At 64.4% G+C, this 25,035-nt stretch carries 21 protein-coding genes; 13 read left to right on the forward strand and 8 right to left on the reverse strand.

All coding sequences use genetic code 11. From position 1 onward, the window contains the following. Positions 1 to 39: 39 nt before the first annotated feature. The 10 genes from DDT93_RS21380 (at position 40) to DDT93_RS21425 (ending at position 13,224) form a co-directional block, all read left to right on the forward strand. Positions 40 to 3,336: an adenylate/guanylate cyclase domain-containing protein gene (locus tag DDT93_RS21380; protein ID WP_109467936.1), complete on the forward strand. Its 3,297-nt coding sequence runs from the start codon at positions 40 to 42 to the stop codon at positions 3,334 to 3,336. A gap of 168 nt (positions 3,337 to 3,504) precedes the next feature. Continuing rightward, complete coding sequence (locus tag DDT93_RS21385) at positions 3,505 to 4,422, forward strand: dihydrodipicolinate synthase family protein (protein ID WP_109467937.1); 918 nt, start codon at positions 3,505 to 3,507, stop codon at positions 4,420 to 4,422. 3 nt (positions 4,423 to 4,425) lie between these two features. After that, positions 4,426 to 5,931, forward strand: a complete 1,506-nt coding sequence (locus tag DDT93_RS21390) for an aldehyde dehydrogenase (protein ID WP_109467938.1) — start codon at positions 4,426 to 4,428, stop codon at positions 5,929 to 5,931. An 8-nt stretch (positions 5,932 to 5,939) separates the two neighbouring features. Beyond that, positions 5,940 to 7,286: an NAD(P)/FAD-dependent oxidoreductase gene (locus DDT93_RS21395; RefSeq protein ID WP_109467939.1), complete on the forward strand. Its 1,347-nt coding sequence runs from the start codon at positions 5,940 to 5,942 to the stop codon at positions 7,284 to 7,286. 1 nt (position 7,287) lies between these two features. Continuing rightward, positions 7,288 to 8,223: a LysR substrate-binding domain-containing protein gene (locus DDT93_RS21400; RefSeq protein ID WP_109467940.1), complete on the forward strand. Its 936-nt coding sequence runs from the start codon at positions 7,288 to 7,290 to the stop codon at positions 8,221 to 8,223. A gap of 299 nt (positions 8,224 to 8,522) precedes the next feature. After that, positions 8,523 to 9,374 carry a glycine betaine ABC transporter substrate-binding protein gene (locus DDT93_RS21405; RefSeq protein ID WP_109467941.1) on the forward strand — a complete coding sequence of 284 codons (852 nt, stop codon included), beginning with the start codon at positions 8,523 to 8,525 and terminating at the stop codon, positions 9,372 to 9,374. Between the two features lie 55 nt (positions 9,375 to 9,429). Further along, the gene (locus DDT93_RS21410) at positions 9,430 to 10,497 is read left to right on the forward strand and encodes a quaternary amine ABC transporter ATP-binding protein (RefSeq protein ID WP_109467942.1); all 1,068 of its coding nucleotides are present in this window, start codon (positions 9,430 to 9,432) and stop codon (positions 10,495 to 10,497) included. A 1-nt stretch (position 10,498) separates the two neighbouring features. Then, complete coding sequence (locus DDT93_RS21415; protein ID WP_109467943.1) at positions 10,499 to 11,341, forward strand: ABC transporter permease; 843 nt, start codon at positions 10,499 to 10,501, stop codon at positions 11,339 to 11,341. Continuing rightward, positions 11,338 to 12,162: an ABC transporter permease gene (locus DDT93_RS21420; protein WP_109467944.1), complete on the forward strand. Its 825-nt coding sequence runs from the start codon at positions 11,338 to 11,340 to the stop codon at positions 12,160 to 12,162. The genes DDT93_RS21415 and DDT93_RS21420 overlap by 4 nt, the downstream gene beginning before the upstream one ends. Positions 12,163 to 12,186: 24 nt before the next feature. Further along, on the forward strand, positions 12,187 to 13,224 hold the full coding sequence (locus DDT93_RS21425) for a GlxA family transcriptional regulator (RefSeq protein WP_109467945.1): 1,038 nt from the start codon (positions 12,187 to 12,189) through the stop codon (positions 13,222 to 13,224). Positions 13,225 to 13,342: 118 nt separating this feature from the next. Here DDT93_RS21425 and DDT93_RS21430 read toward each other — a convergent pair whose 3' ends face one another. The 3 genes from DDT93_RS21430 to hutG are packed head-to-tail and all read right to left on the reverse strand — an operon-like array spanning position 13,343 to position 16,356. After that, on the reverse strand, positions 13,343 to 14,092 hold the full coding sequence (locus tag DDT93_RS21430) for an IclR family transcriptional regulator (RefSeq protein ID WP_109467946.1): 750 nt from the start codon (positions 14,090 to 14,092) through the stop codon (positions 13,343 to 13,345). 24 nt (positions 14,093 to 14,116) lie between these two features. Next, a complete protein-coding gene (locus DDT93_RS21435; RefSeq protein WP_157960247.1) occupies positions 14,117 to 15,529 on the reverse strand; it encodes a formimidoylglutamate deiminase in 1,413 nt (470 codons plus the stop codon). 2 nt (positions 15,530 to 15,531) lie between these two features. Next, positions 15,532 to 16,356 carry an N-formylglutamate deformylase gene (hutG, locus tag DDT93_RS21440; protein ID WP_109467948.1) on the reverse strand — a complete coding sequence of 275 codons (825 nt, stop codon included), beginning with the start codon at positions 16,354 to 16,356 and terminating at the stop codon, positions 15,532 to 15,534. Positions 16,357 to 16,491: 135 nt separating this feature from the next. Here hutG and DDT93_RS21445 point away from each other — a divergent pair, with 135 nt between their 5' ends. From DDT93_RS21445 to DDT93_RS21455, 3 genes are read left to right on the forward strand one after another with little or no spacing between them, the layout of a single operon-like run. Then, positions 16,492 to 17,466 (forward strand): TAXI family TRAP transporter solute-binding subunit, encoded by a 975-nt coding sequence (locus tag DDT93_RS21445; RefSeq protein WP_109468106.1) that lies wholly within the window; start codon positions 16,492 to 16,494, stop codon positions 17,464 to 17,466. Beyond that, complete coding sequence (locus tag DDT93_RS21450; RefSeq protein ID WP_109467949.1) at positions 17,466 to 17,966, forward strand: DUF1850 domain-containing protein; 501 nt, start codon at positions 17,466 to 17,468, stop codon at positions 17,964 to 17,966. The genes DDT93_RS21445 and DDT93_RS21450 overlap by 1 nt, the downstream gene beginning before the upstream one ends. Continuing rightward, a complete protein-coding gene (locus DDT93_RS21455) occupies positions 17,963 to 20,197 on the forward strand; it encodes a TRAP transporter permease (RefSeq protein WP_109467950.1) in 2,235 nt (744 codons plus the stop codon). Before DDT93_RS21450 ends, DDT93_RS21455 begins: the two co-directional genes overlap by 4 nt. Before the next feature lie 68 nt (positions 20,198 to 20,265). Here the strand turns inward: DDT93_RS21455 and DDT93_RS21460 are convergent, their stop codons facing one another. The 5 genes from DDT93_RS21460 to DDT93_RS21480 form a co-directional block, all read right to left on the reverse strand. Next, a complete protein-coding gene (locus tag DDT93_RS21460) occupies positions 20,266 to 20,958 on the reverse strand; it encodes a TetR/AcrR family transcriptional regulator (protein ID WP_109467951.1) in 693 nt (230 codons plus the stop codon). A gap of 123 nt (positions 20,959 to 21,081) precedes the next feature. Further along, the gene (locus tag DDT93_RS21465; RefSeq protein ID WP_109468107.1) at positions 21,082 to 22,131 is read right to left on the reverse strand and encodes an extracellular solute-binding protein; all 1,050 of its coding nucleotides are present in this window, start codon (positions 22,129 to 22,131) and stop codon (positions 21,082 to 21,084) included. Positions 22,132 to 22,180: 49 nt separating this feature from the next. Further along, entirely contained in the window at positions 22,181 to 22,993 is an 813-nt protein-coding gene (locus DDT93_RS21470; RefSeq protein WP_109467952.1) for an ABC transporter permease, read from the reverse strand. Further along, the gene (locus tag DDT93_RS21475) at positions 22,993 to 23,862 is read right to left on the reverse strand and encodes an ABC transporter permease (RefSeq protein WP_198654931.1); all 870 of its coding nucleotides are present in this window, start codon (positions 23,860 to 23,862) and stop codon (positions 22,993 to 22,995) included. Before DDT93_RS21475 ends, DDT93_RS21470 begins: the two co-directional genes overlap by 1 nt. Next, on the reverse strand, positions 23,859 to 24,971 hold the full coding sequence (locus DDT93_RS21480; RefSeq protein WP_109467953.1) for an ABC transporter ATP-binding protein: 1,113 nt from the start codon (positions 24,969 to 24,971) through the stop codon (positions 23,859 to 23,861). Before DDT93_RS21480 ends, DDT93_RS21475 begins: the two co-directional genes overlap by 4 nt. Between the last annotated feature and the right edge of the window lie 64 nt (positions 24,972 to 25,035).

Here is a 25,035-nt window from a genome sequence, read left to right on the forward strand (position 1 = left end):
ATCCTGATATGATCGCCGGGTTCGTGTCGGGGTGCGTGCATGGACCTTGCAGCATGGCTAACGGAAATCGGACTCGCTGAACACGCGTCGGCATTCGCCGAAAACGCGATCGATATGACTCTGTTGCCGGAACTCACGGACGCGGACCTGCGCGAACTCGGGATTTCCCGCATGGGCGACCGCAAGCGGCTTCTGGCCGCGATACGACGCATCGGTGCGGACGAAGCCACCACCCGAGACCTCTCGACGGAGCCGGGCGAACGCCGGCAGGTGACCGTGCTCTTCGCCGACATTGCGGGCTTTACCGCCATGTCCGGCCCTCTCGGGGACGAGGGCACCCATGCCATTCTGAACCGCTTCTTCATGATGTCCGACGCGGTGATACAGGACTACGGCGGCGCCGTGGACAAGCACATCGGCGACAACGTGATGGCCGTGTTCGGCGCCCCGCGCGCCCATGACAACGATCCGGAACGCGCGGTTCGGGCTGCCCTCGCACTGCACCGGAAAGCTGCCGACATTCACGGCCCGCTCGGCCCCCTGCAGTTGCACATCGGCATTGCCTGCGGGCTGGTGGTTGCCAGCGGGACAGGATCGGACAGCCATCGGGAGTACACCGTGACCGGCGAAACCGTGAACCTCGCCTCACGGCTGGAGGGGCTGGCGCAGCCGGGTCAGACGCTGGTTTCAGAGATGGTCGCGCTCGCGACGCCTCTGCATTTTGTCTTTGATGCGCTTGGCCCGCAGGAGATCAAGGGCATCGCCCGGCCAGTGCCCGTTTTCAGCGTGAAGACCGAGGCCGCTGTGCCCCTTCCAGCGCGAAGCACGCCCTTCGTCGGACGGCAGGGTGAACAGAGCCAATGCCTCGCTATTTTGGATCAGGCCCTTCGGACCGGACGGGGCCGCATGATCAGCCTGCGTGGCGTCGCCGGCATCGGCAAGACCCGGTTGTCCGAAGAAGTGACACGAGCCGCGCGAGAGCGGGGGTTCAACGCCCACCGTGGCACGATCCTCGACTTCGGTTCCCGCAAGGAACAGGACATGGTCGCCGCCGTCATCCGCGATCTCACCGGGCTGGCACCAAAGGCATCGCTTTCGGATGCAGAGCTCGCATCGTTCCTCACGGATCTGAACCCGGTGGAATCTGCGCTAGCGAAGGACCTCCTCGCGCTTCCTTTGACGGATCAGGACCGCGCGGTCTACGACGTGATGGACGATCCGTCGCGGCGCAGCGGGCGCCGCCGCCTGATGACCAGGCTGGCCGCCCGTGCGAGCGCGCTTCAGCCGCAGCTCATCGTGGTCGAGGACCTGCACTGGGCGGACCAGCATACGCTCGACGTGCTTGCCGGATTGGTCGAAACGACGAGGGATCACCCGCTGGTCCTGCTCGCAACGACCCGTCCCGAAGGGGATCCGCTTGAGGGGCACTGGCGATCCCTTACGCTCGATCATCCCGTCAGCATCATCAACCTCGGGCCCCTTCCCCTTGGCGAGGCGCGTGAACTGGCGTTGAGCTTTGCGCGCGCGAACCTGCAGCACATTTCGGCCTGCCTCGATCGGGCGTCTGGGAACCCGTTGTTCCTGGAACAGCTTCTCCAGAACGCTGCCGAGAGCGCCGAGACCTCGGTGCCGGGCTCGATCCGCAGTATAGTGCTCGCCCGCCTCGACCGCCTTGCGCCCAAGGACAAGCGCGCATTGCAGATGGCCTCGATCTTCGGTCAGCGCTTTGAGCTCTCGACGCTTCAGACGCTCCTGAAGGACCCGGACTACGATTGCGCGGGCCCCCTGCGCCAGCATCTGCTCCAGCCTGATGGATCCGATTTCGTCTTTGCGCATGCCCTCATCCGGGACTGCATCTATGACTCGGTTCTGACAAACACGCGGGCCGACCTTCATCGCCAGATCGCCGAAAGTTTCGCCAGCAGCGACCCTGCCCTTCGCGCCGAGCATCTGGACAAGGCGCAGGAACCTGCTGCTGTTGCCGCCTATCAGGACGCCGCCCAGATCGAGCGGCGCCACTACAGATATGACCGGGCGATCGACCTGCTCCGGCGGGCCGCCGAGATCGCGACGAAGGATCCGGATCGGCGCGACATCGCCCTCGCGCTGGGGGAGACCCTGCAGAACCGGGGCGCATCGGGTGAGGCCATGGCGGTCTTCGATCAGGTCTTGAAGCTTCCCGGGGATCCGGTCGCGACCTGCCGCGCCAGGATCGGTCTGGCCGGATCGAAGCGCATCCTCGACGATCTCGACGGCGCCCTCGCCGATCTCGACATTGCCGAGGCAGAGGCGACCGCCGCCGGTCTCGATACCGAACGCGCCGCCGTTCACGTGCTGCGGGGCAACCTGATGTTCCCGCGTGGCGAAATCGACGCCTGCCTCAGGGAACACAGCGCCGCTCTCGGGCTGGCGCGCAGCGTTGGGAACCCGGAACTGGAGGCCGCCGCGCTTGGCGGTCTGGCCGATGCCGAGTACCTGCGCGGCAAGTTCCACACCGCCATGGCCCTCTTCAAGGAATGCGTTGCGCTCAGTCGGCAACAGGGGTTCAGCCGCACGGAGGTCGCCAACATGCCGATGATCGGGATCACCGCCTTCATGAGCGGTGAGGGACGTCCGGCGCTGGACGCGGCAAACGAGGCCATCGAGACCGCGCAACGGGTTGGGAACCTGCGCGCCGAGATGGTCGCGCATCATGGTGCCTATTTCTGTCGGCGCTACCGCGGCGAGCTGGACCTTGCCCGTGCACATGTCGCGGCCGCGCTGGAGGCCTCCCGCACCCTGAAGGCGCCGCGCTTCGAAGCCGAGGCACTGGCCTTCGACGCCGACCTCGACCTGTTGCAGGGCTTCCGCGCGCAAGCGCTCACCACGGCCCGCACGGCGGTGGCAATCTCGCGCGAGACGGGGATGAGCTATCTCGGCCCGATGATCCTCGGCGTGCTCTACGCTGCCGCAACCGATGCCGATGAACGCGACAAGGCGGGTATCGAGGCCGAGACGCTGCTTGCCGAAGGCTCGATCAACCACAACCACGTGCTGTTTCGGAACTCGGCGCTGGAGGCCTGCCTTCGAGATGGCATGTACGAAGAGGCCCTGCGCCACGTGCACGAACTACGCCGGCAGATCGCCGAGCCCGAGGCGGGAGTGGTCACGTTCTTTGCCGATTACGGATTCGTTCTGGCCAGGATAGGGATGGGAGATCGATCCCGGGACATCGCCGATGCCCTGTCCGCTCTGCTTGCATCGGCGAAGGAGATGGACTTGATGCTGTTGCTGCCGGATCTCGAGAGAGCCGGGGCGGAATTGCGACGCGAGCAGGATACTCCTCTGACCTCCTGATTCGCGCCTGTTCGCCGAGAAATGGCAGCGGAAACATATGGTTCCCTTGACATTAGCTGAGCTAATGCCTGCCCGCAGATCATTCTCCTTTGCGCGAACACATGGCCGCGAATACCCCTGCAGACCAAGACGCATCTGACGTCGGGAACCGCATGGGAGAGATGACACATGACAGCCCGGTTCAAGCTGGAAGGCATCTACACACCGGTCATCACGCCGTTTGACGATGCGGGCGAGATCGACTTCGACTCTCTCGCCGATCTCGTCGAGCGCCTTGTCGGCGCAGGCGTTCATGGACTGATTTCCGGCGGCTCGACCGGCGAGAACTATGCCGAAACGGTCGAGGAACGAGTCCGGATCGCCCGCTTCATCACCGAACGGGTCAAAGGGCGCATCCCCGTCTTTGTCGGTACCGGAGCCCTGCGCACACCGGACTCGATCGCGCTGGCAGAGGGTGCGAAGGACATGGGCGCGACCGGCATCCTGCTGGGTACACCGCCCTATTCGGTGCCGACCGAGCGGGAGAATGCGCTGAACGCACTGGCCATCGACCGCGCGGCCGGGCTGCCGATCATCCTCTACAACTACCCCGGCCGGATGGGCGTTGAGATGGGGCGCGAGTTCCTTGATCGGGTCGGGCGGTCGAAGAACGTCATCGGGATCAAGGAAAGCTCGGGCGATATCAACCGGGTGCACCTGCTGGCGCGGGACTACCCGCACATCCAGATGTCCTGCGGCATGGACGACCAGGCGCTGGAGTTCTTCGCCTGGGGCGCGCAGAGCTGGATCTGCGGCGGCTCCAATTTCCTGCCCGAGGAGCATATCGCGCTTTACGAGACCTGCGTGCTGAAGGGCGACTTCACCAAGGGCCGCCGGATTATGTCGGCGATGCTGCCGCTGATGCGGGTGCTGGAGCAGGGCGGCAAGTTCATCCAGTGCATCAAGCATGGGGTCGAGGTTTCCGGCATTCACGCCGGGCCGATACGGCCACCGCTCAAGGGCCTGAACAAGGAAGAAAAGCGCGAGCTGGAGCAGGTGATCCGCACGCTGAAGACCACCGTCAAAGCAATCTGCGAGGGGAACTGAGCCATGACCGACCTGCTGACCCACGAAGAATACAAGGCCATCGCCGCCGCGCTGGACCTGCCGCAGAACGCCTGGATCGACGGCGGCTACCGGCCCGCGATCTCGGGCGAGACCTTCGAGACGGTGAACCCGGCGACCGGCGCGGTGCTGGGGACCGTCGCCGCCTGCGGAGCCGACGACGTGGACCTTGCCGTCGCCAAGGCGCGCGAAGCTTTCGACGATGGCCGCTGGTCTTCGCTGCCCCCGGGCGAACGCAAGGAGATCCTCCTGCATCTCGCGAAGCTGCTGGAGCGCAATGCCCGCGAGCTGGCGGTGATGGAGAGCCTCGACAGCGGCAAGACGATCTATGACTGCGAGACGGTCGATGTGCCCGAAACGATCCATGTTCTGCGCTGGCACGCCGAGCTGATCGACAAGATCTACGACCAGGTCTCGCCCGCCTCGGCGGATCACATCGCCATGGTGGTGCGTGAACCCGTCGGCGTAGTGGGCCTGGTCCTGCCGTGGAACTTCCCGCTGCTCATGTTGGCGTGGAAGATCGGCCCGGCGCTGGCGGCGGGTTGCACCGTGGTCGTGAAGCCGGCGGCCGAGACATCCCTCACCGCGCTGCGCCTCGCGGAGCTCGCGGCCGACGCTGGCCTGCCGCGTGGCGTGCTGAACGTGGTGACGGGCGGCGGCGCCGAGGTTGGCGAACCGCTTGGCCGTCACCCGGACGTCGACATGGTGTCCTTCACCGGCTCGACCGTGACCGGGCGGCGCTTCCTGCACTATTCGGCGGACAGCAACCTCAAGGAAGTGGTGCTGGAGCTGGGTGGCAAGAACCCCTGCATCGTCCTGGACGACGCCGAGAACCTCGACGCCGTCGCGGCGCATGTGGTGAACGGCGCCTTCTGGAACATGGGCGAAAACTGCTCGGCCGCGTCGCGCCTCATCGTTCAGAACGGCATCAAGGAGAGTCTCATCGAGAAGGTGCGCGCACATGCCCGCGAATGGATCGTGGGCGAGCCGCTGAACCCCGAAGTTCGGGTCGGCGCCCTTGTGTCCAAGGCACATTTTGCCAAGGTCTCCGGCTTCCTCGAGGCGGCTGCGAAAGAGACCGTTCTCATGGGCGGCACTTCTCCGGCGGATGGCTTCGTCGAGCCGACGGTCGTGGAGGCCGACCGAAGCTCCACGCTCGCAACCGAAGAGATCTTCGGCCCCGTCCTGACCGTGATCGAGGTCGGCAGCTTCGAAGAGGCCATCGCCGTCGCCAATGACACCGACTACGGTCTCGCAGCGTCGATCTTCACCGCGAACGGCAAGCGGGCCTTGCGTGGGGCGCGGATGCTGCGCGCGGGCACGGTCACGGTGAACAGCTTTGGCGAGGGAGACATCACAACCCCCTTCGGCGGTTACAAGCAGTCGGGCTTCGGGGGGCGTGACAACTCGGTCCACGCGCATGATCAGTATACCCAGCTGAAGACGATCTGGATCGACCTGACAGACACCTCCGACACGGATATCGGCTGAGGCAGAACATGTCGCCACGACGGGTCACACGGCTGCCAGTCCACACCGGCCCCGCAGGGTGGGAGGCGATCCTGCCTCCCCGTCCGTCGGGCCCGGTTCTGACGGGCGATCAGAGCTGCGACGTCGCCATCGTCGGCGCGGGGTTCGCGGGGCTTTCAGCGGCACGCCATCTCCGGGCAGCGGACCCGACCCTCGACATCGCGGTGGTGGAGGCCGGACGGATTGCCCGGTCTTCCGCCGGTCGAAACTCGGGTTTCATGATCGACCTGCCGCACGACCTGACCAGTTCCGACTACGCCGGGACCGGCGAGGCGCATGACCGCATTCTGACCCGGCTCAACCGCCATGCCATCGACGTTGCCGCAGCCGCAGTCACGGAGTACGGGATGCCGGAGGGAACAATCAGGCGATCGGGCAAGATCAACGCGGCGGCGTCGCGTGTGGGCGAAGATGCGAACCGGACCTATGCCATCCACCTGCGCGAGCTGGGAGAGCCGCATGAAGTCCTCGACGCCGCGCAGATGCGCGAGGTCACCGGGTCTTCCTATTACAGCGGCGGGCTGTTCACCCCCGGCACGGCGCTGATCCAGCCAGCCGCCTACATCCGCGGACTTGCGGACGGTCTGGCCGCGACGGGCGTCAGAATATTCGAAGACAGCCCGGTCACCGGTTTCGACAGCACGGGCGCAGGTTGGGTCCTGCAAACGCAGCAGGGCAAGCTGAGGGCCGCGCGGGTGATCCTTGCCAACAATGGCCATCTGGAAAGCTTCGGCTACAAGGTCGGGCAGCTGATGCACATCATGCTGAACGCCTGCATGACCGCAGAGCTGCCAGCAGACGCGCTCCGCGCGCTTGGGGGGCAGGACAGCTGGGGCATTACCCCGTCCGATCCGATGGGCTGCACGGTGCGGCGCATCACCACCGCGCAGGGCGGAAACCGGATCGTCATCCGGCAGGGCGGCTACTATCGCCCCAACATGCAGACCAGCGGCGCCGATCTGGACCGCCTCGTTCGCAAGATGCGCAGCAAGTTCGACGATCGCTTTCCGATGCTGCGCGGCATTCCGTTCGAACATGCATGGTCCGGCCATCTCTGTCTCAGCCGCAATGGTGTCTCGGTGATGCGCGAGCTGGAGCCGGGGCTGTTCTCGGCCTGCGTCCAGAACGGGCTTGGCACCACGCGCGGTACGCTGACGGGTATCGGCGCTGCGGACCTTGTCCTTGGCCATGACACCGAGATCACCCGCTTCTTCCTGGCCGAGGCCGAGCCGTCACGTCTGCCACCGCATCCATTCGACACGATCGGGGCAAATGCGTATCTTCGCTGGAAGGAATGGCAGGCCAGGGCAGAATGACATGAGACCCGTGCGTCGCAGATACCTCCCCTCTCTCGGGGCGCTCGCGACCTTCGAGGTCGCGGCCAAGCACCTGAGCTTTACCCTCGCCGCCAAAGAACTGAACATCACGCAGGGCGCGGTCAGCCAGCAGATCCGCCTGCTGGAAAAGGCGCTCGACGTGTCGCTCTTCGTGCGCAAGCACAATGCGCTGGAACTGACCCCCGCGGGCACCGATCTCTTTGCATCGGTCGCGGCAGGCCTCGACACTATCAGCGAGGGCGTGGGCCAGCTTTATCCGGGCAACCAGCCGCAGACCATTACCATTTCAGCCACCAACGGCATGGCGGCCTATTGGCTGAAGCCGCTGATCGACAGCTTCCGGGCCGACCACGCCGATGTGGGCTTCGTCGTCCTCGCGTCGGATGAAGACGGTGCCATGCGAAACTACTCCGGCGTCGATATCGCCCTGCTCTGCGGCAACGAACGCAGCGAGGTCGGCGAAGAGCTGCACTACCTCTTTCCCGAAACCGCTCAACCGGTCTGCTCTCCCTCCTACATGGCCGCGCACGGACCATTCGAGACACCGCAGGACCTGAACCGAGCGAACCTGCTCCACCTGCACGAACGGCACTGGAGCGCTGACGCCATCGGCTGGCAACCGTTGGGGTGGGAGGAATGGTTCCGCGCCCAAGGGGCCCACTGGGAGCGTGGCGCCTCCAGCCTTTCGACCAATAAGGTCAGCCTGCTGATCGAGGCGGCATTGGCCGGAGAAGGGGTCATGCTTGGCTGGCAACACATGGTGGCCGCCCTTGTGGAGCAGGGCCAGCTTGTGCTGGCCCATCCCGCACCGGTCACGGCCGGGCGCGGTAACTTCCTGCGGTGCCAGACGGCTTCGCTGCAGCGACCAGCCGTCGCCTCCTTTGTCGATCACCTGCTGGCGTCGCTGAAAAGCTGATTGATTTAGCTGAATTATGTCAATCGGTTACATGCGACCAACCGCATTAGCCAACCTAATGCAGACCCCGCCAAAATTCTCGTTTGCCGCAGAACCGGCCCCTGTCGGATAAAGGCCGGAAGGAGAGGACAAGGGTCCCGGACAACGCAGCCGCTGCAGGCGGCAAGAGCTTCCGGAGGCCCATTCTTCACACTCTTCCAATCACCAGATCGCCAGCCAGCTGGCGGATGGCGCCGTCGCGCCATTCGGTCGGCTGCGCGCAAGGCGGCGTTTCATCCAACACTGTCGGAGGACGACATATGAACAGCATCTTCAAGACCCTGGCCGCCACCGCGCTGGCCGCGACCCTTTCCGTCCCTGCCCTCGCCGAGGACAAGACGATTACCATCGGCACCATGTCATGGGAGGATCTGACCCCGATCACCGGGATCACCAAATCGGTACTGGAACAGCAGGGTTACACGGTCGAGGTCGAAGAGTTCTCCGAGTGGGGCATCGCATTTGCCGCGCTCACCAAGGGCGATGTCGACATCATGGCCTCCCAGACCGACTACGTCGCGCATGACTACTGGCTGAAGAACATGAAGAAGCTGGAGAAGATCTCTCCGGTGTCCCACGGGCTCTATCAGGCAATCGCCGTGCCCTCTTACGTGACCATCAACTCGATGGACGAACTGGCCGGGGTGAAGGACCAGTTCGGCGGCAAGATCATCGGGATCGAGCCGGGTTCGGGCCTGATGCGCGATGCCGCTTCGGCTGTCGATGCATACGGGCTCGACATGGAACTGGTCGAGGGCTCGACCGCCGCCATGACCGCAGCACTCGACTCCGCCATGACACGCGAGGAGTGGATCGCGGTCACGGTCTGGGAACCGTCGTGGATGATGCAGAAGTACGACGTGAAGTTCCTGGCCGATCCCAAGGGCGTCTTCCCCACCGCGCAGTCCTACTACTTCATCGGCACTGCCGGCTTCTCGGCCGAGAACCCTCATACGCGGGAGCTGCTCGCCTCCATCTATGTGCCGCTGGCAGACATCACCGCGATCAACGGTGCGATGAACGACGGCAAATCGCTGGACGAGGCCGTGTCCGACTGGGTTGCCTCGCACGAGGACCTCGTCACCCGCTGGACCGACATCAAGGCAGACTGATCCCTGTGGCCCCGGTCAAGATCGGGGCCTTTCCCCTGCGCCGACGGAGGACGTGATGACTGACGCCGACACCCCGCTCATCGAATGCCGAAACGTCTGGAAAGTCTTCGGCGAACGCGCGCGCGAGGCGATTGCCTCGATCCGCGAAAGACACCTTGGAAAACGCGAAGTCCTGACCGAATTCGGATGTGTCGTGGGCGTGCACGATGCCAGCTTTGCCCTGAAGAAGGGCGAGATCTTCTGCATCATGGGCCTGTCCGGCTCTGGCAAGTCCACGCTGCTGCGCCTGTTGAACCGACTGATCGAACCCTCGCTCGGCGAGGTTCTGGTGAAGGGGCGCGCGATCAACGGTCTGAGCAAGACCGAGCTGCGCGACCTGCGGGCCCGGACTATCGGCATGGTGTTCCAGAACGTCGCGCTGATCCCGACGCGGACCGTGCTTGAGAATGCCGCCTTCGGACTCGAGGTGCAGGGTATCCCGGCGGCAGAGCGTCGCCGGATCGCCACAGACGCCCTGTCGCGGGTTGGCCTCGGCGACTGGCTCGACCGCTATCCTCGTGAACTCTCCGGTGGCATGCAGCAGCGCGTCGGCCTTGCCCGCGCCATCGCGGCCGACCCCGAGATCATCCTGATGGACGAACCCTTCTCGGCACTCGATCCGCTGATCCGCCGCCAGCTGCAGGACGAGTTCCGCGCCCTGACCAAGTCGCTCGGAAAGTCCGCGGTCTTCATCACCCATGATCTCGACGAAGCGATCCGCATCGGCGACCGCATCGCGATCATGAAGGACGGCGCGATGATCCAGGTGGGCACGGCCGAGGAAATCGTCATGAACCCCGCCGACCAGTATGTGGCGGACTTCGTGGCCGGCATATCGCGCATCCATCTCGTCAAGGCCGGGTCGGTGATGATGCCGCCGGCGGACTTTACGGACGCCCCCACCGCAGCCCTCGAACAGACCGGCCTAGATGCCGATATCGACGCGCTGATCCACCTCGTTCTGGCCTCGCCGCATGGCGCCGTTGCGGTGTCCGAGGATGGAGATCTGCGCGGCGTGGTCACGGCCCGTACGCTTCTTGAAGGTCTTAAGGGCGACCACGCGCCGGTCGCGGGAGCGGCCTGAGATGGACCTGACCGCCTTCATCAAGGATTTCGACAAGGCCATCGACTCCGCGATGTCATGGGCGACGGATCACGGTGGCCTTCTGTTCGATCTGGTGCGTGCAGCGCTCGAAAGGTTCTTCGATCTGGTCACCAGCGGCCTACTCCTGTTGCCTTATTGGGCGGCGGCGCTCGTCGCCGGTGCCATCGCCGCCCGTTCGCTCGGCTGGAAAGCGGGGATCGCAACCGCCGCGGGCCTGGCCTTCTGCCAGATGATGGACCTCTGGTCCGAGACCGTGGAGACCATGTGCCTCGTCCTTGTCTCGGTCCTGCTCGCAATCCTCATTGGTGCGCCGCTCGGGATACTCGCGGGGTATCGTCCGCGCCTTTCACAGACCATCGATCCGGTGCTCGACCTGATCCAGACACTGCCGCCCTACATCTACCTGCTGCCCTCAATCGCCTTTCTGGGTTACGGCCCCGCCACGGCCATCGCGGCGACCGTGATCGTTTCGGTGCCGCCGGTGATCCGGCTGGTTGCTCATGGATTTCGGTCCACCCCGGTGGAATTCGTCGAACTGGGAGAGGCGACGGGCACCGCGCCGCGCGATGCCTTCCTGAAAATCCGGCTGCCCTTTGCCCTGCCCAGCATCATGGCGGGCGTCAACCAGAGCCTGATGATGGCCTTCGGCATGGTCGTGATCGCCGGGATCGTCGGCTCGGGCGGTCTGGGCGAGACCATTTATGGCGCCGTCCGCAAGCTCGACATCGCGCTCTCGGTCAACGCAGCCATCGCCATCGTCATCCTGACCATCATCATCGACCGCATCAGCCAGTCGGCCGCGGCACACCGGAGACCAGCATGAGCAGTTCGCCCCTCCTGTCCCCCGGCGACGCCGTTGCCCCGGCGATCGCATGGCTGAACGCACATGCCCACGGGCTGTTTCAAGCGATCAGCTTCGGGATCGAGACGGTCCTTGGCGCAATCGAGGCATGCCTTCTTGCTCTCCCTGCCACAGCAATGGCCGCGCTGATCATTGCTCTCGTGTTCTGGAGGCAAGGGAGCCGCATGGCGACTCTTAGCGCGCTCTGCATGGCGGTGGCCGGTCTTTCGGGGCTCTGGACCGAGACGATGGAGACCGTGGCGCTCGTGACTCTCGCGGTCACCATTTCCGTCGCGATTGCCTTTCCGTTGGGAGTTTTGGCCGCCCGTCGCCCCCTACTGGAAGCGGCGCTGCGACCCACGCTCGACCTCATGCAGACGGTGCCGCCCTGGGTCTACCTGATCCCGGCTGTCATGATCTTTTCGCTGGGCAAGGTCCCCGCGCTGCTGGCCACGGTCATCTACGGCATCCCGCCGATGCTGCGTCTCACTATCCTTGCCTTCCGGCAGGTTCCGTCCGAACTGGTGGAGCTGGGAGCGGCCTCTGGTGCGACCACGTTTCAGACCCTCACCAAGATCGAGATCCCGGCGGCCCGCAAGACGTTGCTCCTTGGTCTCAACCAATGCATCCTGCTCTCGCTCGCCATGGTCGTGCTGGCGGGCCTTGTTGGGGCGGGCGGTCTTGGTGCAGAAGTGACCCGGGGACTGACCCGGATGGAAATGGGGCTCGGGCTCCGATCCGGTCTGTCCATTGTCGCCGTGGCTATCTTTCTCGACCGGGTGACCCGGCGCGCGCTCGGATAGCCATCGCAGTGAGAGGACGTTCTCATGGCCGTGAAAGACGGAGACTCGGATCTCAGGGCGCTGGTCCCGAAAGGGGCCGCGTATCAGCCTGTCGACAACCCCGGTCCGACACGAACCTATGCATTCGTGCTGGTCCCGGGTTTCACGCTGCTCGCCTTCTCATCTGCCGTCGAACCCCTGCGCATCGCCAATCAGCTCTCGCAGAAACCGCTCTATCGCTGGGACCTGATGTCAACGGACGGCAAGCCCGCGATCAGTTCCTCGGGCATTGAGGTCAGCGTCGGGGGGCCCTTGGCGACACAGGACAAGGAGGTTCCCCTCTTCGTCTGCGCCGGAAACCCTGCGACGGCGGCGACCGACCCCTCCGTCGTGGCAGCGGTCCAGCGGCACTACCGTTTCGGCGGCACGGTCGGAGGAATCTGTACCGGGGCGGTGGCGCTGGCAAAGGCCGGTCTGCTGGGCGGGCGCAGGTTTACGCTGCACTGGGAAAACCAACCGGGGTTCTGCGAAACCTTCCCCGACCTCGTACCGACCCCGTCGCGGTACGAATCCGACACGCGCCTGATGACCTGCGGTGGCGGCGCAGCGGCGACGGAAATGATGCTCTCGGTCATTGCTGCAGACCACGGTGCCGTCTTTGCCGCAATGGTCTCGGACATGTGCCTGCGCCCGGCCATGATAGGCACCGACCCGGAGCAACGCAGTTCGACCTCCGCGATGATGAACCTGCGCAGCCCGCGCGTCATCGCCGCGATCAACCTGATGCGCGCCAACGTGGACCTGCCGCTGGCAGCATCCGACATCGCGGAAAGCGTCGGCTGCTCACGGCGGCAGCTGGAACGCCTGTTCACCAGCCACCTGAACCAGACCCCCGGGGCCTTCTATCGCAGCATCCGGCTCGACCGGGCGCGCAACCTTCTCGCCACCACGGATCTGTCGGTCACCGAGGTCTTCACGGCCTGCGGGTTCGACTCCACCAGCCATTTCGCCCGCGCCTTCAAGGCCCGGTTCGGGGTCGTGCCCACGAAGCTCAGGCAGCAGACAAACCAGACGGCTCACTGAAGCCTCCGAGTCATCGAACAAGGGAACGGACAAGGGGTTGGCTGCCTCCATGAATTGGGGACAGCCCACGGCCGCATTGCCGAGTCAACCTGTCGGTCAGAAGGCCGAAGCCGCTCTGCTAAAGCATCTGAGAGATCGTCTGTGCCGTGTCCCTGACCTTGGCAATCAGTTCGTCGCTCGGCCGAAGCTGCATCTCGTGACCCGACAGGTTGATTGCCCCAAGGTAGCGACCATAGCGAGACACCAGCGGTGCGGCGATCGAGAACGTCCCCGTGGCCAGATGCGAGCTCTGCGCGACGTAGCCCCTTTCCCTGTCCGCCTTCAGGATCGGCTTCAACTCGTCCAGCGAGGACGGAGCGAGGGGGCTCATGCGTTCGAACACATATCCCTCGAAACGTCGGTCGAGATCCTCTTCGGGCAGGTCCGACAGCAGTACGCGCCCCATCGTGGTCGAGAAGGCCGGAAGCCGGGAGCCGACCGGAACGTTCGACACCATCGAACGGTCTGACAGCGCGCGATAGACATAGACGATCTCGGTTCCCTCGAGCACCGACACATGGACCGTGAAACCGGTCTCGGACCGCAGCTCGTCCGCCGGAATGCGGGCAATGTCGTAGATGTCCTGCGACGCCAGATAGCGATAGCCGAGGTCCATCACGCGCGGGGCCAACCGATAGCTGGTCTTGCGCTTGATGAGATAGCCTTCGCGCTCCAGCGTGACGACGAAGCGATAGGCCGCGCTGCTGGTGATCGAAAGCTGGTCCGCGATCTCGGAAAGCGTCAGCTCGGGATGATCCGAACTGAAGCATTCGAGAATGCTGAGCCCCCGAAGAAGCGAGTTCGAGCGGTAGTCAGGTTCTTTCGCCAAGACTTGTCCCCGGGGTTCGCAGTATCAGGCCATTTTCCTTGCAGACAAACGCTCTGCCACACGCGACATGGCAGCGGCATACTCTGCGGTGATCTGTTCTTCCAGCGGATGATGTCCGCCCGACACCACCTTGCGCCCACGCACCACCACGTCGCCCACGTGGAATCCCCGCCCGGCGAAGACGTGGAAATCCAGCATCGCCTCGGGCTCGACCGGGAGCATGGCTTCCGGTTCCGGGGACGTGACCTCGACAAAGCTGGCCATGCCGCCTACCGCGAGGCCCTGCTCTGGACGGCCCGCAGCGCGGGCACCGCCCTGTGCCGCGCGAGACCAGAGGTTCGTCGCGACATGGGGCGCATCCATTGCGGCAAGGACGTTGCGCTGCCGGTCGCGCAGCCGTTGGCTGTATTCCAGTTGCTGCAGTTCCTGCGCGGCAAAGGTGGCGATGTTGGAATCCGACCCGATGCCAAAGACGCCGCCCTGCCCTAAAAAGTCCGTGGCGCGGAAGATACCGTCGCCAAGGTTCGACTCTGTCATCGGGCACAGACCGACCGTCGCACCCGAGCGGGCGATCATCGCGACCTCGCTGTCGTCAAGATGTGTCGCGTGAATCAGACACCAGCGCTCATCCACCGGCGCGATATCATAGAGCTGTTGAACCGGGCGGCGTCCGTTCCACTCCAGCGCATCGTCGACCTCCTTGACCTGCTCGGCAACATGGATATGCACCGGGCTGCCGGGTATGAGGTCTGCGCGCAGCTCCATCAGGCGGGCGATTTCCTCGGGCGTCGCGGCGCGGAGGGAATGCGGCGCGATCCCGAGCGTATGCCCCCCGGCCCGGGCCGGAACGCGCAGGCTGTCGAGCATCTCGGCATAGCTATCAAGGCTCTGGATAAAGCGCCGCTGCCCGCTGGTGGGCGCGAGACCGCCGAAATTGGAGTGCGCATAGAAGACCGGCAGGTGCGTCAGATCGAGGCCCGTGGCTTGTGCCGCTTCGAAAATGCCGAGCGAAAGTTCCTCGCGCCGGGCATAGGGGCTCCCGTCGAGGTCGTTATGGACGTAGTGAAACTCGACGATCCCGGTGTAACCGCCCTTGAGCAGCGACAGGTAGAGCCGTGCGGCGATGGCCTGCATGTCTTCGGGCGACAGGGTCAGCGCGAAGAAATACATGATGTCCCGCCAGGACCAGAAACTATCGACTGGGTTGCGGCGCACCTCGGACAGGCCCGCCATGGCGTATTGGAACGCGTGGCTGTGCAAGTCCGTGATCCCGGGGACGACCGGATTGTCATAGACCGGGAGCCCGTCCGGGTTGTCGTCTTCGCTCGCGGCGAGGATCGTTCCGTCCGGCCCGAAATGAACCGACAGGTTTCTGACCCAGCCCTTGGGCGTCAGGGCGAACCGGAAGTGCGCCCCCTTGAGAACGTCGAAAGCCATCATCAATGCTCCATGTCGGGCTGGAACTCGGCCATGACCGAGACAAGGCGCGCCAGCGCTTCCTTCAGTCGGTCTGCCCGCTCCGGCAGGTAAGTCCAAGGCGTCTCTTCCAGCATGTATCCTGCCTGCGCGATCTCGATCTGCAAGGCATGAACGTTACGGGAGGGCTGGCCATAATGGCGGGTGATGTAACCGCCCTTGAACCGCCCGTCTCGCACGACGCTGAAGTCGCTTTCTTCCAGAGCTGCCAGTGCGGCGTCCGACAGCGATTGCGCACAGGCCGCGCCGGAGTTCGTACCCAGGTTGAGGTCGGGCAGACGCCCTTCGAAAAGTCGCGGGACATGGCTGCGGATCGAATGAACGTCCAGCATTACGCAATAGCCATGCACGGTCCTGATGCGTTCAATTTCATCCGTGAGCGCCTTGTGGTAGGGTGTCCAGAAATCGGCAATTCGGCTGCCGCGCTCTGCCTCATCCGGCTCGGCACCGGGCCGGTAGAGCGGCCGTCCGTCGAAGTCGATCGTCGACACCAGCCCGGTCGTCGCACCCGTGTACAAGGGCGTATCGTCCGACGGCCGGTTCAGATCCACGGCGTAGCGCGTCACCCGGGCCGACATCAGGCTGGCGCCGTCAGGCAGCAGGTCGCGGGCAATACGGTCCATATGCCAGTCGGTGTCGCTCAGATCGAGCGCCTCGGGCTTCAGCGCGGCCCGCAGCGAGTCGGGCACCACGGTTCCGGCATGGGGAACATGCAGCAGCAACGGCGTGCTGCCTTTTATCTGATCAAATAACGGGCTCTTTGTGGGGTCGGCCGGTGAATCCTGCATGTCCGATCCTTTCGTATTTGAAAACACTTATTGACATACAAAATTCTGAGGTCAAGAAATTAGCTGTCCAACACCCGAGGGCCATCGACCGGAGAGACCGGACGTGGCACTCGATAACTTTTTATGGAGGATTCCATGTCCCTTTCCCGTCGCCAGTTTCTCGGCGCGACCACGGCGAGCCTCGCCCTGCTCACCGCTCCGGCCTTCGCACAGAGCCGCACCTTCTTCGGGATTGCCACCGGCGGCACCGGCGGCACCTACTATCCGCTTGGCGGGATGCTGGCTCAGCTCATCTCGAACACGGCCGAACTGCCGGACACCAAGCTGTCGGCCACGGCAGAAACCGGTAACGCATCGGTCGCCAACGCCCAGCTCCTTGGTCGTGGCGAGATCGAGTCCGCCTTTGCTGCGGCCGACATCCTCGACGCCGCCTACAAGGGCGTGAACCAGTTCGCCGACGGCGCCCTCACCAACCTTCGGGCCATCGGTGCGCTCTATCCCGAGACCGTTCAGCTTGTCGTGCGCGCCGACAGCGGCATCGAGAAGTTCGAAGACATCAAGGGCAAGTCCGTATCGTCCGGTTCCCCGGGTTCGGGCCAGTGGCAGCTTCTGGGTGACCTGCTCGAAGCCCACGGCATGGTGCGCGAAGACGTGTCCGAGGACTATTCCTCGTTCGCGCAGTCGGTCGACAAGATCAAGGACGGCAACCTCGATGCCTCGCTCATCACCGCCGGCCTGCCGACCTCCTCGGTGACCGATCTGGCCAACGGCCACGACATCAAGATCGTACCGCTGACCGGCCCGGCCATCGCCAAGCTGCAGGAAACCCAGCCCTACTACGCGAATGCCACCGTTCCCGCGGGCAGCTACAAGGGCGTCGACGCCGACGTTGAGACCCTGGCCGTGCGTGCGATCTGGGCAACCCACGCGGAAGTCTCCGACGAGATCATCTACGCGGTGACCAAGGCGCTCTATGAAAACACCGAGACGCTGGGCAAGGTGCACCCGATGGGCAAGCAGATCTCGCTCGACAAGGCACTCGAGTCCGTCTCGATCCCGGTCCATCCCGGTGCCGAGAAGTACTATGCCGAGAAGGGCATCTCCAAGTAATGTCCGTGCGCAGCCCTCTGCGCACCATCGGAAGGGCGGCCTTTGCCGCCCTTCTCGTTGTGCCTGCCCTTTCCGCGCACGCGGGAAGCTCGGCAACCTGGCTCTGCCTGACCGAGACACGTGGCGAACAATCCGAGGTCGCCCGCCTTCCGCTCGGTCCCAACCGCACATTCGATCTGAGTTTCATTCATTCCGTGTCGCGCACGCCGGTCACCGACAGCTACCTTGTCGTCGGTGACGAGATCGTACAGACCCGCGAGGTCTTTGTGGCCCATGGCGCGGGCCTGCCCTCGATCGCGAACGACATGGACGCCACCGGCTGGCGGCACGAGGACGGCCACTTCATCCTCGACATGAACCGCCACACGGGACCGATCCCGTTGCGCATTCAGGCGCAGTTCAAGAATACCATCCATATCGACGGCACCGATCTGCCTCTCGCTGATCTGGGCTATCCGGCACTCACCCTTGCCCCCTGCGACGAGGAGACATCACAATGACCCAAGGTCTGCCCCCGAAAGGAAGTCACGGCCATACGGCTGCCGACGGCGATCACGAATTCACCGCTGACGAAGTCGAGGCGCTGGTACGGGAATACGATTCTGAATCGAACTTCCGGAACCTTGTTGGACCGACGGCAATGCTGGTCACGATCGCTTCGGTCCTCCTCTCCCTGTTCCACGTCTACACTGCGGGCTTCGGGCTCCTGAACGAGGTGATGCACCGCACGATCCACCTCGCCTTCGTGATGGGTCTGATCTTCCTCGTCTTTCCGCGCAAGCGCGCGGCCCCCACGGTGCGGCTTTGGGTTGAATCCGGGCTTTTCGCAGCCTTCTATCTCTATATCCTCTACGGACTTGCCACATCCTTGTCCGCCAGCACGACAAAGACCGTATTCATCGCGGTCATGCTGGTGCTGATCGCGCTGACGCTCCCCTTCAACCGCAAGGGCGCGGATCCTGAAAAGGTCGCGATCCGCGACTGGATCTTCGCGGCGGCGGGGGCCGGGTTCTCGGCCTACCTGTCGATCTTCTTCAAGTACATTTTCATCGAGAACGTCGGCAGCCCGCCAGAAGCAGTCTACATGATGGGCTTCCTCGCCATCATCATGACGCTCGAGGCCACCCGCCGGACCATGGGCCCGACCCTTGCCTGGATCGGTGTCTTCTGCCTGATATACGCGCTCGCGGGCCCCTACCTGCCGGGCATAATGGCGCACCGGGGCTACTCGATCACCCGCATCATCAACCATCTCTTCGTCGGGACCGAGGGTATCTACGGCGTCGCGGTCGGCGTGGTCGCGACCTACGTGTTCCACTTCGTCCTGTTCGGGATTCTCGCCCAGATGAGCGGGCTGGGGCAGCTCTTCATCGACCTCGCGACGATCATCGCGGGTCGTGCCTCCGGCGGGTCTGCCAAGGTCTCCGTGGTGTCTTCTGGCTTCTTCGGGATGATCTCCGGCTCGCCGATCGCCAACACGGTGACGACCGGGGCCTTCACCATCCCCCTCATGAAGAAATCGGGCTTCTCGGGCCGGTTCGCCGGTGCCGTCGAAGCCTCGGCCTCCTGCGGTGGCCAGATCACGCCGCCGATCATGGGGGCGTCTGCCTTCGTCATGACCGAGATGCTGGGCGTGCCCTATAACGAGCTCATCCTGATCGCTATCGTCCCCGCGGCCTTCCACTACATCGCCATCCTGCTGATGGTTCACCTCGAAGCCAAGAAGCTGGGCCTGACCGGGCTCTCCAAGGACAAGATCCCGCAGTTCGGGGCCGTGCTGGCCAAGTCGTGGCACCTGTTCCTGCCGCTTGGCGTGATGGTGGCAATGCTGCTGATGCAGTACACGCCCTTCCTCGCGGCCTTCTGGGGCATCATCCTGACCATCGCCTGCAGCTACGTGCCCCTCCTGATGCGGGCCCTCGGCAATACCACGATGGACACCTCGACCGTGCTGACCCCGCCCCGGCTGGTGCAGGGGTTCGAGGATGGTGCCAAGTTCGCACTCGCCATCGGCGCCGCCTGTGCCTGCGTCGGGTTCCTTCTGGGCATGACCACCCTGACCGGCCTCGGCTTCAAGTTCTCGGCTGCGGTGGTTCAGCTGGCGCATGATGTGGCCGGCTTCGTCATCGCACTCGATTTCACCGGGCTGCTTTCGGAGAACGGACTGGCGCTGTTCTTCGGCCTGATCTTCGTGGCCATCGCCTGCATCATCATGGGCGCGGGCATCCCGACGACCCCGACCTACATCATCCTGGCCTCGATCGCCGCCCCGGCGCTGACAGAATTCGACGTGCCGTTGATCGCGACGCACTTCTTCGTCTTCTACTTCGGCGTGCTGGCGGACGTGACCCCGCCGGTGGCGCTTGCCGCCTATGCGGCCGCCGGGCTGGCGAGGGCAGAGCCGATGACCACGGGGACGACGGCCTTCCGCCTGTCCATGGGCAAGGCGCTGGTGCCGTTCATGTTCATCTATGCCCCGAGCCTGCTGTTCGTGGACTTCACCTGGCTGGAGTTCATCACCGCGCTTCTGTCGGGTCTGATGGGTGTTCTGGCCCTGTCGGCCGCCTACATCGGCTGGTTCCGGCGTGACCTCGTCCTCTGGGAAAAGCTCTTGCTGACCGTTGCGGGCTTGCTGCTGATCTCGACGCACTACGCGACGATTACAGTCGGGGCGCTCATCGTGCTGGCCATCCTTCTCCGGCCAGCCAAGGCGCAACCCGGAACGGCATAGTTCCCGGGCCTTCTTGGCCGATGGCTCTTTGAGTCGTCGGCCAGCGAACGCCCCCCGTCGGCTGATGATCAGGCTTCGGTGTCCTGCACCTCGATCCGGTCCAGCGCGTCCTCGGTCAGCGGGCGCCGCGGCAGGTACTCCGGCAGGAACTGACGCAGGTAGGTCACGGCGCATGCCGTGCCTTCCTGCCGGTATTCCTCGGTGATCCGCCCGTGATGCCCATAGGACAGCGACCAGATGCCATCCATCGCAGCGGCGGAAATCTCGATGCGGTGGGCGAGGTCGGGCATCGGCTGCATGTCGAAGTAGGCTTCGAACATCCGCGCGCGGCTGCGCGCGATACGGGCGTTGCCCGCGAAGTCCGCGTTGCGCACCGCGACCGAGACGCCGGCGCCGAGAAACAGGCGCAGCGCTGCGGGCCGGGAGTTCTGGAAGGCGGCGGCGGCCGTGTGCTTCATCGCCAGCAATTCCTGCCACGTCTCCGGCTCGGGATCGGTCGGCGGGATGATGGAGCGGCGATAGATCTCCTCGTTGAACCGGCGCGCCAGCGCGACATAGACGGCGTTTCGGTTCGGGAAGAAGTAGTAGACCGAGGCGAGGGACACACCCGCCTCCTCGGCGATCTGGGCGAGGCTGATGTCCTCGTCCTCCGTCGCGGACAGGAGCGTCTCGGTCGAGTCGAGCAGAAGGTTGTACCGCTCGACGCCACGCCGGCGCATGGGCCGGTTCAGAAGGGCCGGGTCAACCAGAGTATCTGCCAATTTCAATATCCGTCGTCTGCAAAGGGTCGGACCATGTTAGGGCCGCGTGGCCCGGGCGGCAACAGGTGGCCGCCGCCCGGGAGGTGGGCGAAAGCTGTCGTGAAGCTCCCGCCCGTCCTGCTCTTACTGCAGCAGCCAGTTGGTCCAGCGTTCGCGCAGCTCGTCGCGGTGCGCGCCGATCCATTCGAAGTCGGGGTCCACCAGCAGCTCGTAGTTCGCCGGATAGGTCGCATAGAGTTTCTGCTCGTCCTCCGGCAGCTGGCTCAGGCCGATGGTCGAGGAGGTCGCGTAGCCGACCGACTGGATGAAGCCCGGGTGCCCCTCGGCCGAGCCGTAGAAGAAGTTGATGAACTTCATGGCGCCCTCGGTGTTGGGCGCGCCCTTCATCACCGCGAGATAGCCGGTATCGCGGATCGCGCCGTCCCATGCCATGGCAAAGGGCGAACCGTCCTGGATCACTTTCAGCGCCCGGCCCGAGTAGGCCATGGTCATGGCGACCTCTCCGTCGCGCATGATCTGCTGTACTTGGTTCCCGGTCTTCCACCAGACCGAGATATAGGGCCGGATCTCGTCGAGCTTCTTGTAGGCGCGGTCGAGGTCCAGCGGGTAGAGATCCTCCTTGGCAACGCCATCGGCCAGCAGGGCAACGGTCGGCAGCCACCAGTCGCGGTCACCGGTATCGGGCAGGCCGCGCGGTCCGGGGAAGGTTTCGACGTCCCAGAAATCGGCCCAGGTGGCGGGCGCCTTGCCGGCATAGGTGTCGGTGTTGTAGGTCAGGACCATGCCGCCCGTGGTGCGGGCAATGCCCTTGGGCTGGCAAGCACCGGGGAGCGCGTATTTCTTGACGTTCTCCAGCTCATCGCAAGGGATGGTCTCGAGGATGTCGGCCTTGCCAACGAGGTCGGGGCCGGTCGCGGTCACGATGTCGAACTCGATATCGCCGGTGCGGGCCATGCCCTCGGCGCGTGCCCACTGGTCGGGCACCTCGATATCGAAGGGAACCACCTCGGTCCCGGTCGCATCCGCGAAGGGAAGGTAGAAGTACTCTTCCATCATGTTGCGCATCAGACCGCCGGTCGTCGCGATGACGATCTCGTCAGCGACGGCGGCGGTTCCGCCTAGGGCCAGTGAAAGCGCGAGCGCGGCACCGGCAACGGGCTTCTTGAACTTCATGTCAATCTCCATGTCGGGTCTTGGTTCAGGACGTTTCTTGGTTTTGCAGCTAGGCCTCGGGAGAGACCGTTCGCCGGGAGTCCGCCATGCGTCGCAGCAGCGCCGCGGCGACAAGGACGAAGATCGAGATGCCGGTGAGAAGAACGGCGATGGCAGGGATGATCGGAGTGAGGTTCTGTTCGATATCGTCGAACATCATGCGCGGCAGGGTCTTGTCCCGGATGCCGGCAAGGAAGAACGAGATCACCGGCTCGTCGAACGAGAGGATAAAGGCGAAAAGCCCCCCGGACAGGACGTTGGGCAGGATGATCGGCAGGGTCACCAGCCGAAAGGCGGCGAAACGAGAGGCGCCACAGCTCATCGCCGCGTCTTCCAGCGTGGCGTCCACCGAGCTTAGCGCCGCGGCGATGGTGAACACGGCGAAGGGCATCGCGATCACCGAATGCGCAAGGACGTAGCCGGTGATGGTCGACGACAGGCCGGTCTGGCGGAAGAACAGGTAGAGTGCCACCGCCAGCGCGATATGCGGCACCACGATGGGGGCGATCAGTAGCCCCTGGAACAGCGCGCCAAGCCGCCCTGCCCCTCGCATCAGCGCGTAGGTCGACATGGTCGCGATCACGCAGGTGGTGATGGCTGTCAGGACCGCGATCTGCAGCGAGAAGGTCGTCGCCTTCATCCAGCGCGAGTTGCCGAAGAAGGCACCGAACCAGTCGAAGGTGAAGCCCTCGGGCGGAAAGGTCAGGTAGTCCGTTTCGCTGAAGGCCATCGGCAGGATGACGACGATCGGCGCGAGGATGAAGAAGAGCACCGCGTAGACATAGGCATTCAGCAACAGCTTGCGGGGGTTGAGGTCTGTCATCACAACTGCCCTCCCAGCATCCGGTCGAACCGGAACACGCGCGAGAACAGCAGCGTGATCGCCGTGACGAAGAGGGTCAGCACACCGACGAGCGCGGCGGCGAAGGGCCAGTCGAGGAACTCGCGCAGCTGCTGCGAGATCAGCGTGGCGATCATCATTTCCTGCGGCGACCCCAGCAGCGCAGGGGTGATGAAATATCCGAGCGCCGTAAGGAACACGAGGATCACACCGCCCAGAACACCGGGCAGCGCCAGCGGAAAGGTCACCTCCCAGAAACTGCGGAACGGCCCTGCGCCGCAGATCGATGCGGCGCGACCGTAATCCGCCGGGATGTTCCTCAGCGCGCCATAGATCGGCAGCACCATGAAGGGCATGAGCACGTGGGTCATCGCCACCACCACGGCACCCTGAGTGTAGAGCAGCCGTATCGGTTCGGACGTGATCCCGAGGAACTGCAGCGCCGAGTTGATGATGCCGTTGCGTTGCAGCAGCACGGCCCAGGCCGCGGTTCGCACCAGCACCGATGACCAGAATGGCAGCAGCACGCAGGCGGTGATGAAGAGCGCCATCGGCCCCTTGGACGACACCATCGCCATCGCCACCGGAAAGGCCAGTACCAGCGAGAGGGCCGAGACGAGCACCGCGATCCATAGGGTGCGCAGCAGTACTTTTCCGTAGACCGGGTTGTCGAGGATCTTGGCATAGTTGCCGAACCCCGGGGTCGGTTCGGTCACCGACAGCGAGAGCAGGCTCAGCAACGGATAAAGAAACGCAAAGGCGATGAGCATGAAGAAGGGCGCCATCAGCAGAACGATGCCCGCCGACGAGAGCCGCCGCCCGTTGGGCTGGAAGAACGCGGACAGGGTCACGCCGCGATCTCGCCGTAAACCAGCATCGCCTCGGGCGGCAGGGTCAGGCCGATACGCTCGCCAGCAGAAAGAGGCGGCAGCCCCGCGGAGGGGACACGCGCGCGCACCTCGGTCCCGTCGTCGAGCCGGGCGATGATCAGGGTTCCGGCCCCGGCATAGACAATTTCGGTCAGGTTCGCGCGCACCGCGCCCGGAGTCCCGGCGGGAACCACGCCCAGCCGTTCGGGCCGAATGGCGAGGGTCGTGCTGCCCTGCACCGGTTGCGAGACAAAGGCGCTCTCGGGCGGCAGAATGCGTTCCCCCTGCCCCAGCATCAGGCAGGATCCGTCCCAGTTGGCGGGGATCATGTTCATTTCGCCGATAAACCCGGCGGCAAACAGGTTCGCGGGCCGCTCGTAGAGTTCGCGGGCCGGCGAGATCTGCTGTATCTGGCCGCCGCGCAGGATGGCGATGCGGTCGGCCATGGTCAGCGCTTCGCCCTGGTCGTGCGTGACGAACACCACCGTGATGCCAAGCTCGACGTGCAGGCGCTTGATCTCGAGCTGCATTTCCTCGCGCAGGTTCTTGTCGAGCGCCGAGAGCGGTTCGTCCATCAACAGCAGGCGCGGCTCATAGACAATGGCGCGGGCCAGTGCGACGCGCTGGCGTTGCCCGCCCGACATTTGCGCAGGCATCCGGTCGCCATAGCCCGACAGGCGGACGACTTCGAGCGCCTGCCCGGCTCGGCGGCGACGCTCGGCGCGGCCGACGCCGCGCATCTTCAGTGGGAAGGCGACGTTGTCGAGGACGGTCATGTGCGGGAACAGCGAATAGTGCTGGAACACCATGCCGATATTGCGCTTCTGCGGCGGCAGCCGGGTGCAGTCTTGTCCATCAATCAGGATCTGGCCGCCGGTGGGCACCTCGAAGCCAGCCATCATCATCAGCACGGTCGACTTGCCAGAGCCCGACGGACCCAGCAGCGCAAGGAATTCGCCGCTCGGGATCTCGATCGAGACGTCATCGACCGCCTTCAGCGTACCAAAGCTCTTGTCGAGTCCCCGGATCGAAATCTCTGCGCCCGGTGCGGCACCTGCCGTCGTGCCTGCCACCCGTCTTTCCTCGACCATGCGCCACCTCTTCCTGATTGGCCGTCCTCGGCTGACGACGAATCTGACGCTATCTGATATACCA

This window comes from Albibacillus kandeliae (assembly GCF_003116585.1).
Taxonomy (GTDB): Bacteria; Pseudomonadota; Alphaproteobacteria; order Rhodobacterales; family Rhodobacteraceae; genus Albibacillus; species Albibacillus kandeliae.

Coding starts and splice junctions, on each gene's coding strand:
- DDT93_RS21395 (WP_109467939.1), top strand. CDS start 5,940: ATGTCGCCACGACGGGTCACACGGCTGCCAGTCCACACCGGCCCCGCA.
- DDT93_RS21480 (WP_109467953.1), bottom strand. CDS start 24,971: ATGGTCGAGGAAAGACGGGTGGCAGGCACGACGGCAGGTGCCGCACCG.
- DDT93_RS21390 (WP_109467938.1), top strand. CDS start 4,426: ATGACCGACCTGCTGACCCACGAAGAATACAAGGCCATCGCCGCCGCG.
- hutG (WP_109467948.1), bottom strand. CDS start 16,356: ATGCAGGATTCACCGGCCGACCCCACAAAGAGCCCGTTATTTGATCAG.
- DDT93_RS21400 (WP_109467940.1), top strand. CDS start 7,288: ATGAGACCCGTGCGTCGCAGATACCTCCCCTCTCTCGGGGCGCTCGCG.
- DDT93_RS21445 (WP_109468106.1), top strand. CDS start 16,492: ATGTCCCTTTCCCGTCGCCAGTTTCTCGGCGCGACCACGGCGAGCCTC.
- DDT93_RS21455 (WP_109467950.1), top strand. CDS start 17,963: ATGACCCAAGGTCTGCCCCCGAAAGGAAGTCACGGCCATACGGCTGCC.
- DDT93_RS21380 (WP_109467936.1), top strand. CDS start 40: ATGGACCTTGCAGCATGGCTAACGGAAATCGGACTCGCTGAACACGCG.
- DDT93_RS21425 (WP_109467945.1), top strand. CDS start 12,187: ATGGCCGTGAAAGACGGAGACTCGGATCTCAGGGCGCTGGTCCCGAAA.
- DDT93_RS21470 (WP_109467952.1), bottom strand. CDS start 22,993: ATGACAGACCTCAACCCCCGCAAGCTGTTGCTGAATGCCTATGTCTAC.
- DDT93_RS21385 (WP_109467937.1), top strand. CDS start 3,505: ATGACAGCCCGGTTCAAGCTGGAAGGCATCTACACACCGGTCATCACG.
- DDT93_RS21465 (WP_109468107.1), bottom strand. CDS start 22,131: ATGAAGTTCAAGAAGCCCGTTGCCGGTGCCGCGCTCGCGCTTTCACTG.
- DDT93_RS21420 (WP_109467944.1), top strand. CDS start 11,338: ATGAGCAGTTCGCCCCTCCTGTCCCCCGGCGACGCCGTTGCCCCGGCG.
- DDT93_RS21405 (WP_109467941.1), top strand. CDS start 8,523: ATGAACAGCATCTTCAAGACCCTGGCCGCCACCGCGCTGGCCGCGACC.
- DDT93_RS21410 (WP_109467942.1), top strand. CDS start 9,430: ATGACTGACGCCGACACCCCGCTCATCGAATGCCGAAACGTCTGGAAA.
- DDT93_RS21450 (WP_109467949.1), top strand. CDS start 17,466: ATGTCCGTGCGCAGCCCTCTGCGCACCATCGGAAGGGCGGCCTTTGCC.
- DDT93_RS21435 (WP_157960247.1), bottom strand. CDS start 15,529: ATGGCTTTCGACGTTCTCAAGGGGGCGCACTTCCGGTTCGCCCTGACG.
- DDT93_RS21415 (WP_109467943.1), top strand. CDS start 10,499: ATGGACCTGACCGCCTTCATCAAGGATTTCGACAAGGCCATCGACTCC.